We start from the raw sequence: 8,436 nt of genomic DNA on the forward strand, positions 1-8,436 counted from the left end.
ATTTAAGTGACCCAGCACGAATCTGTATTTAATGATGTGGAAACCAGAGAAGTTAGTAAAGTAGCTGCATTAGACATTGGCTCAAACAGCTTTCACTTGGTGGTAGCGCGTATTGTTGCTGGGTCAGTTCAAATTCTTCATCGCGTAAAGCAAAAAGTTCGCTTGGCTGAAGGTTTAAACGAGGACGACATTTTAACTGGAGAAGCCATGGAACGCGGGCTTTCAATGTTAAAAGTGGTCGCTGAAAGCCTGAAAGGCTTTGAGCCCGATTCGGTGCGTATAGTCGCCACTCACACATTGCGAAAGGCGCGTAATGCCCGCGCTTTTATTAACGCTGCAAAAGAAATCCTTCCCTATCCTATTGAAGTGATCTCCGGTGTAGAAGAAGCTCGCCTTATCTATTCAGGGGTCGCCCATACCAATCATTCTGACGGACAACAACTTGTCATCGATATTGGCGGAGGCTCAACTGAGTTCGTCATTGGCGAAGGCTTTACCCCATTACTTTGCCGCAGTTTGCAAATGGGTTGTGTAAGTTATACCAAGCGCTTCTTCCCCAACGGTGAACTTAAGAACAAAGCTTTTGACCGCGCAATTACCGCAGCAGAGCAAGAACTCGAAATGATTGATAACAAATATCGTCGTTTGGGTTGGGTACAGTGTATTGGTACATCTGGTACTATTCGCTCTTTGTTTGTGCTGTGTCAACAGGACCGCACCAACGGACATGATATTCCTGTCACGCTTAAGAGCTTGCGTAATTTAATGAAACAATTTGTCAGTGCAGGTCACATAGACAAATTGAGTTACCCTGACTTAAGTGAAGATCGCCGCGTTGTTATTGCTGGCGGTCTTGCCATTTTAATTGCTGTATTTAAAGCCCTTGAAATTGACGGCCTAGTTTATTCACCTGCCGCACTGCGTGAAGGTGTGCTGTATCAAATGGAAGATGAACTGCACCACGCTGATATTCGCGGGCGCACAGCCAGTAGTTTAGCCACTCGGTACGATGTTGATACGTCTCAAGCCACCATGGTATTAAACACCACATTGATGTTGTTTAATAAAGTGGAGAGCTCATGGAAGTTAAAGGCGCGTGATTTTAAAAGTATGCTTGGATGGGCTGCTCTGCTTCACGAAGTGGGTATGCAAATAAACTCTCGCGGCATTCAAAAGCACAGTGCCTATATACTGGCTAATGTTGATATGCCGGGGTTTACACAAGAACAACAGCTGTTATTGGCTACGCTGGTTCGCTTTCATAGAAAGAAAATTCGCACCAATGAACTACCTGCTTTTAACCTATTTGATGAACTGTCTGTAAAACGACTTATCGCGTTACTGCGCTTAGGCGTACTTTTAAACATCAAACGCCAAGAGGGTTTTGTACCAGATATTCAATTGAATGCGGACAAAAATGCATTAACACTTATTTTCCCTGATGGCTGGTTAGATGAAAAGCCTATTATTTCTGCCGACCTATTAAGAGAGAGTCAATATTGGAAAGCATTGTCTTTGCAATTGGACATTCAGCCAAACATTTTAGAGATTCACCAAGAGCTGGAGTGACAAACTTTAGTTGTACACCTGTATCTTTACTAGACGCTTTGTCAACAACTGGTGTAACCTACTAATATCCACACATTAGAATTTTCTAATTTAGAGCACATTAATCTTTGCTGTACATTTTACAACGAGGGGCAACATACTCTGGTTGGTACAGTCTAATGGCTTCCATTCTATAGTAGTTCGATTTTGTAGAGGTGGGTTTACGTCATGACGCTTTGGGTAAAGTTTTGGCACTTGTTAGTATTTGTATGTGCCTTGGTAATAAGTGGCGTGTCGGTTGCTTCGTCAAAGCACGTTAGCTTTTTAAGTGAAATTACGCCTCCTTTTTATTGGCAAGATGAAAATGGCAAACCGCAAGGGGTCAATGTAGATTTGGCAAACGCACTTGCGCCATTGTTGCCATTTTCCAGTTCTTTAGAGCACATGCCGTGGGCTCGCGCTTATCAAGAAGCGCTTAGCAAGCCTGATTTTGTTTTGCTCACTCTGCTAAGAACATCAAAACGAGAGCCATTGTTTCAGTGGATAAGCCCAATTAACCATGTTGAAGCCTCACTTATCCGCCTTAAAGAGAACCAGACGTTAAGTCTCACTGACTTAGAGGAAGCGAAGGAATATCGCGTGGGGACAATACGCGGTTACGGCTCAGAATCTTATTTGCGGCAAAAGGGGTTTGAGGAAAACAAAAACTTGATCCTAACCGCAGAACCACCGCAACTATGGAGTTTACTCTATTACGGTAGAATAGACTTCGTTTTGTCTAACCTTGAAATTGGTGCTTATGAAATTAGCTCTGCGGGGCTTGACCCTAGTAAAGCCATTACTGAACTGAATATTGCACCGTTAAGCGCAGAACTGCATGTGGCTACTGGGCTTATGACTGAAACATCGGAAGTAGAGGCAATAAAAGAAGCGCTCAATACACTTAAAAAGAGCGGTGAATATCAACGCATTATGCGAAAGTGGGGGCTTAAGCCGTTTGCCACAGCCCCCTAACGTTTTGTGCGTTTTTTAAAAGTAGAGCGCTTTGCTTTTACTTTGTGCTATTTTCTTCGCTGTGTTTTTCGCTGAGTTTTTCGTTATTTTGAGCAGGGTCATATTTTGCGAACCACGCCAGAATATTTTCTACTTTTCCAATCATGCGCGATGGTTTAGCAGCAATACCGTGAGATGAACCCGGTACTTTAACCAATACAGCATCCACTTTTTGTAGCTTCAACGCTTGATAGAATTGTTCGCTTTCAGAGATTGGCGTGCGCTTATCTTCAACCCCAGTCATCAACATAGTGGGGGTTGTTACATTGCCCACCAAAGAAAGCGGTGAGCGCTGCCAGTAGTGCTCTACATTTTCCCAAGGCTTACCTGGGAACTGGAAGGGGATCTGGTATAAGCCAGAATCAGCTGTAAGCACTTTTGACAACCAGTTAATTACCGGCTTCGCCACAACAGCAGCCTTAAAGCGATCGGTTAAGCCAATAGCATAGGCCGATGCAATACCACCTGCAGAGCCACCCGTTATAAACAAACGCTCAGGATCAACCAGGCCTTTCTCTATTAGCGCATCAACGCCCGACATGTGATCAGAGAAGTCGTATTTAGAACTGTATTTACCTTGAAGTAGCAAAGCAAAGCGCTCACCGTAGCCGGTACTGCCGCGATGGTTATCGTAAAACACAATGTACCCTTGCGCAGCCATACGTTGCAGCTCAGCGGTAAACACCGGGCCATAGGCCAAATTTGGCCCACCGTGAATTTCTAAAATAAGTGGGTATTTCTTACTGCTATCATAATTTGGTGGAAGGATGTACCAACCTTGGATCTCTTCGCCATCAATTGACGACTGATAAACGATTTCTTTTACTTCGCCTAATTGCTTGTGGGCAAGCACGTCTTCATTAAGGAAGGTAATTTGTTGTTCTTTCTTCGTTGTCACAAAAACATCTGCAGGGCGATGCGTTGAACCTTTTGTATAGGCCACTACATCACCAGCGGCGTGATAAGTTGCAAATACATATGGGCGACCAATAGTCGTACCGCCCAAACCACCAGCAACGGCTTTGACTTTTCCTTTTAATGACACCACATCAACTTGAGCTAACCCTCTTACAGATTGCTGGAAATAAATGTGGTTGTTGTCTTTCCACTGAAAGTTAGACACTGTGTTGTCAATGTTCTCAGTTAAGTTTTTGTGATCTTTACCGTTACTTTGCATAACGTACAAATAGCTATTTTTGTACATCACCTTTTCATCAGTACGACGAGAATAGGCAATGTGCTTTCCATCAGGAGAAACAACAGGTGAGCTTTCTGCCCCTTTGAAGTCAGTTAATTGAGTGATGACACCAGACATGTCTACAGAATAAATGTCTGATTCAACTGGCTCATACTCCCAGTTGTCACTGCGATTGGCAGAAAAATAGATTTGCGATGAATCTGGTGAGAAACTCAAGCTACCACCGTGATGATAATCGCCTGATGTCAGCTGACGCGCAGTGCCTCCATCGGTGGGCACAATGAAAATATGCGTGTAAGCAGGGTCTAGCACACCCCGTCCATCAGCTTGATAGCGAGCCTTGGTGATATATTCGAATTTAGGCGCCCACTTCGCGTCTTTTGGTTTTTTCGGCATATTAACCTTAAGAGGCTTTTCGTCCGCATCTACACTCATGGTAAAAGCAATATAATCGCCATTGGGCGACCAGGTAATGTTACCTAGTGACGAGGTCAAATTAGTGACCAAGGCTGTCTGCCCGGTGTCCATCCAGCGAATGTAAAGCTGCGGTTTACCCTCTTCGTTGGAAATGTAAGCTAAACGCTTACCATCTGGCGACCAACGGGGTGAATAGTAACTTTTCTTAGACGACAATAATGGGCGGTGAGATTTTCCATCTACTGACGCGAGCCAGATATTCGCTCTAGTGCTATCTGTCATAATGTCATTCGAACGTCTTACATAGGCAATGTGTTTGCCATCAGGGGAAACCTGCACTTCACTGACATATTCTAAATTGAAAATATCTTCTGACTGGAAGACCTGCTCAGTGTCACTCGGTGATGTTTTTGTCGTTTCGATGGCATGAGTCATTGGGCTTATTAAAAGTCCAATACCAAGTGCACTGTAGGGCAAGTATTTACTTGTTTTCACTAATTTAACTGTTCGATTTATAAAGGAAATCATAGCGATCCTTTTTTGTTGTTATAGTTGATAGAAGAAGACTCATGTTCGGTTCAAAATACAGCTACTGTGCAGGCTTTTTGGCACGCGTTTCATGATAATGAATAAATCAGACAGAACTACAATAAACGTTAAACTTGCTAAAAAAGCCGACAAAATTCCATGCAACGTAATAAAAGGTAGCAAAGTGTCAGTTGAGTGCGAAAAAAAGGAGAGCCCTTTCGGTTACTCTCCTTTTTGGTTTTAACTCAGCTAACAGATTAAGACTGCCAACCGCCGCCCAAGGCTTGATACAGATCTACCAGTGCAGATAACTGCTGTTGGCGTGTTTCAATTAGCTCGCTTCGTGCTTCTAATGTCTCTCGTTGCGCCAATAGCACTTCTAGGTATTCACCATGTGCAGACGCAAATAGTCGATTAGCAACATCCACAGATTGTTCAAGAGATGCAATCTGAAGCCCTTTTGCCTCCACGCTTTTTTCTAAGTTGTTAAGTTTAGATAAACTGTTGGATACCTCAGCAACAGCGCGAAGTAATGCAAGCTCATATTCATAAGCCGCCTGTACTTGCTCGGCACTGGCATTTTGATAAACCGCTTCAATCGCGCGCCGGTTGATAAGCGGAGCAAAAATATCCCCAGACAATGAGTAAGCAAGTGACTCAGGCACATTGAACAAATAGCGCGAGTCGAAAGCAGATAGCCCAACGCCTGCTTTTAGCTCAAAAGACGGGTAGAAGTTTGCTTTAGCGACATCAATATTAAGATTGGCAGCTTGAAGCGTTAATTCAGCTTGCCTTATGTCAGCGCGGTTCGCCAATAACGCCGAAGGTACGCCAACATTAGGCTTGATGATCTCCGCCGTCATCAGTACATCACTGTTGCGCTCAATAGGCTGCGGAGCACGCCCTAACAGTAGATTGAGGGTGTTTTCTTTTTCGACAATGTCTTGTTGAATTAAAAAGCGTTCACTCTCATTCTTTTTTACTTCGGCGGTAAAACGCGCCACAGGCAAAGATGTCGAACGTCCATATTGCTTCAGTGTATTGATTGTCTTTATTACATTTTGCTGAACCTTGATGGTTGAATCGAGGTTAGCAAGTTTGTTGTCCAACGCGAGAAGCTCGTAGTAACAACGAGAAACTTCAGAAACCAGTTGAGTAACAAAGAACTTACGCCCTTCGATTGAGGCCATATATTCTAGCGAAGCCACCTTTGAGGCGTCACGTAGTTTATGCCACACATCGAGTTCCCATGATGCATTTAAGCCCAATCGCAAGTTAGCCAATGGATCAGGAAAGGCTTTTCCTTCTTTGATATCCAGATGCTCTTCGACAGCGCCTTCACGGGTAAATTCGCCTACTTTCTCCGTTTCTACCGCAACGCCTGCAGAAACAGCAGGAAGGTACTCACCTTCTCTGGCATACACTTCGTTTGCGGCCATATTAATACGCTGGAGCAAGATAGCCACTTCTTGATTGTTGTTCACCGCGGTTTCAACTAGTGCTGCTAGTTGAGGGTCGTTAAACCAATCCTTCCAATTAATATTCACCGCATCGCTTGTTACAGCTTTTTCAGCGGTATTAGCCTGCGCTTTGGATTGCCCATTTAATTGTGTACTTGATTGAACGTTGTAGCTCTCTGGAATATTAACCTGGGGCTCACGCACATCAATGGTAGGAATTGCACATGCCTGTACTAAAAGTGCACTGCTAAGAGCAACCCACAACGGGTTGCGTTTAAGTGAAATAAACTTAGTCATCACTTAGTACCTCATCGTTGTAGTGATACATTTCAGTTAGAGGGACATGATCTTCGTTCTTAATAAGCGACTTGCCCTCTTCCATCTTGGCAAATAGGTAGTACAAGCCAGGTATAATTAACACACCAAATATGGTACCGAATAACGTACCACCCAATGCTGATGCACCAATAGTACGGTTACCTACAGCACCAGCACCGGTTGCGATAACAAGTGGGATTAGACCTGCCACAAACGAGAAAGATGTCATAAGAATAGGACGGAAACGTTGCTTTGCAGCTTCTACCGCAGCGTCTGCAATAGACATACCCTGCTGATTTTTCTGCACCGCATATTCAACAATTAACACCGCGTTTTTACCCAGTAAACCGACTAACATCACAAGCCCTAACTGGGCATAAACGTCATTTGCCAGTCCCATTCCTTGGAGGAAGAAGAACGACCCCACAATACCCGTTGGCAGTGAAAGAATTACGGCAAATGGCAATAGCAGACTTTCGTACTGTGATGCCAAAACGATATAAACAAACAGCAGTACTACGGCAAAGATGACCACAGCTTCATTACCACGCTTTGCTTCGTCAAAGGACAAACCTTCCCAACCAATGTCGTAACCTTTTGGCAACGTTGCAGCCGCCACCTCTTCTACTGCTTTAATGGCTTCTGCAGAGGTATACCCTTTCGCAGGCTCCGCACGAATAGCTGCTGATGTGTACAAGTTGTAGCGCGTAATTTCATTTGGTCCTTGGGTTTTCACCAACTTCATAAACGCTGAATAAGGCACCATTTCACCTTCTTCGTTACGTACGTAATAGTCCATCAAATCACTTGGATAGCGACGGTATTCAGGTGCACTTTGGGTGTACACTTTGAAAAAATTGTTGAAGCGAGTGAAACCTTGTTCGTAAGTACTACCGATAAGAATGTTCAAATTTTCCATTGCTTGGCCAATCGACACGCCCTTTTGCATGGCAGCTTGGTTATCAATTTCAATTTTGTATTGTGGATAGTCGGCAGCATAGAAAGTGAAAAGGCCTTTAAGCTCCTTGCGTTTCGACAACTCGCCCATAAAGGCTTTGTTAATTTCATCAAACTCTTGGTAGTCAGTGGTGTTGGTTTTATCAAGTAAGCGGAACGAAAGCCCTGAAGACGCGCCGTAACCGGGGACAACTGGCGGCTCGAAATACTCAATTACAGCCCCCAAGTGGTGAGTTTTAGACTCAAGTTCTTCAATGATATCGCGTACCGAATGTTCCCTGTCAGCCCAATCATCAAGGTTGATCAAACACGTACCTGCATTAGAGCCGCGCCCTTCAGTAAGAATTTCATAGCCGGCAAGTGACGATACCGACGAAACCCCTTCAACCTCAAGAGCAAGACTTTGCAACTCGCGAGCAACTGTGTTTGTTGCCTCAAGTGTACTCCCTGGTGGTGTTTGAATAATGGCGTAAATTTGGCCTTGGTCTTCACCGGGAATGAAGCCCGTCGGCAAGGCTTGATTCAAACCAAATGTAGTTGCAACAAACCCACCTAATACCACTACCGTGACTACACGACGCGTCACCAACGCTTTAATAATATTGGTGTATCGACCGGTTAGACGATTAAACCAACGGTTGAAAACATCGATTAGCCTGCTTAGTGGCGTTACTTTTTTGGTATGGGTATGTGGATTTTTCAACAACATCGCACATAACACCGGCGTTAAAGAAAGCGCCACAATACAAGAGATAACAATGGACGATGACATGGTAATAGAGAATTGTCGATAGAAGACACCAACTGGACCAGTCATGAAAATCAAAGGAACAAATACCGCGGTCATTACCAGTGTAATAGCGATAATTGCACCACCCATTTCACCAAGTACTTGCTGCGTTGCCATATAAGGGGTGAGTGTTTTACTTTCCTCCATTTTGGCATGCACCGCTTCTA

At 44.1% G+C, this 8,436-nt stretch carries 5 protein-coding genes; 2 read left to right on the forward strand and 3 right to left on the reverse strand.

Annotation, left to right across the window (positions count from 1 at the left end; all coding sequences use genetic code 11):
- Positions 1-6 precede the first annotated feature (6 nt).
- Both ppx and EYR97_RS21320 read left to right on the forward strand, forming a co-directional pair.
- Positions 7-1,569: an exopolyphosphatase gene (gene ppx, locus EYR97_RS21315; RefSeq protein WP_131095770.1), complete on the forward strand. Its 1,563-nt coding sequence runs from the start codon at positions 7-9 to the stop codon at positions 1,567-1,569.
- 207 nt (positions 1,570-1,776) lie between these two features.
- Complete coding sequence (locus tag EYR97_RS21320) at positions 1,777-2,562, forward strand: ABC transporter substrate-binding protein (RefSeq protein WP_131095771.1); 786 nt, start codon at positions 1,777-1,779, stop codon at positions 2,560-2,562.
- A 37-nt stretch (positions 2,563-2,599) separates the two neighbouring features.
- On the opposite strand, the gene EYR97_RS21325 is transcribed toward EYR97_RS21320, so the two are convergent.
- From EYR97_RS21325 to EYR97_RS21335, 3 genes are all read right to left on the reverse strand, one after another.
- Positions 2,600-4,651: a prolyl oligopeptidase family serine peptidase gene (locus EYR97_RS21325; protein WP_404840982.1), complete on the reverse strand. Its 2,052-nt coding sequence runs from the start codon at positions 4,649-4,651 to the stop codon at positions 2,600-2,602.
- 350 nt (positions 4,652-5,001) lie between these two features.
- On the reverse strand, positions 5,002-6,501 hold the full coding sequence (locus EYR97_RS21330) for a TolC family protein (RefSeq protein ID WP_131095773.1): 1,500 nt from the start codon (positions 6,499-6,501) through the stop codon (positions 5,002-5,004).
- Positions 6,494-8,436, reverse strand: a 1,943-nt coding sequence (locus EYR97_RS21335; protein WP_181409161.1) for an efflux RND transporter permease subunit, incomplete at its 5' end; no start/stop codon positions are given. The genes EYR97_RS21335 and EYR97_RS21330, both read right to left, overlap by 8 nt.

It is taken from the genome of Alteromonas sp. KUL42 (genome assembly GCF_006538325.1).
Lineage (GTDB): Bacteria > Pseudomonadota > Gammaproteobacteria > Enterobacterales > Alteromonadaceae > Alteromonas.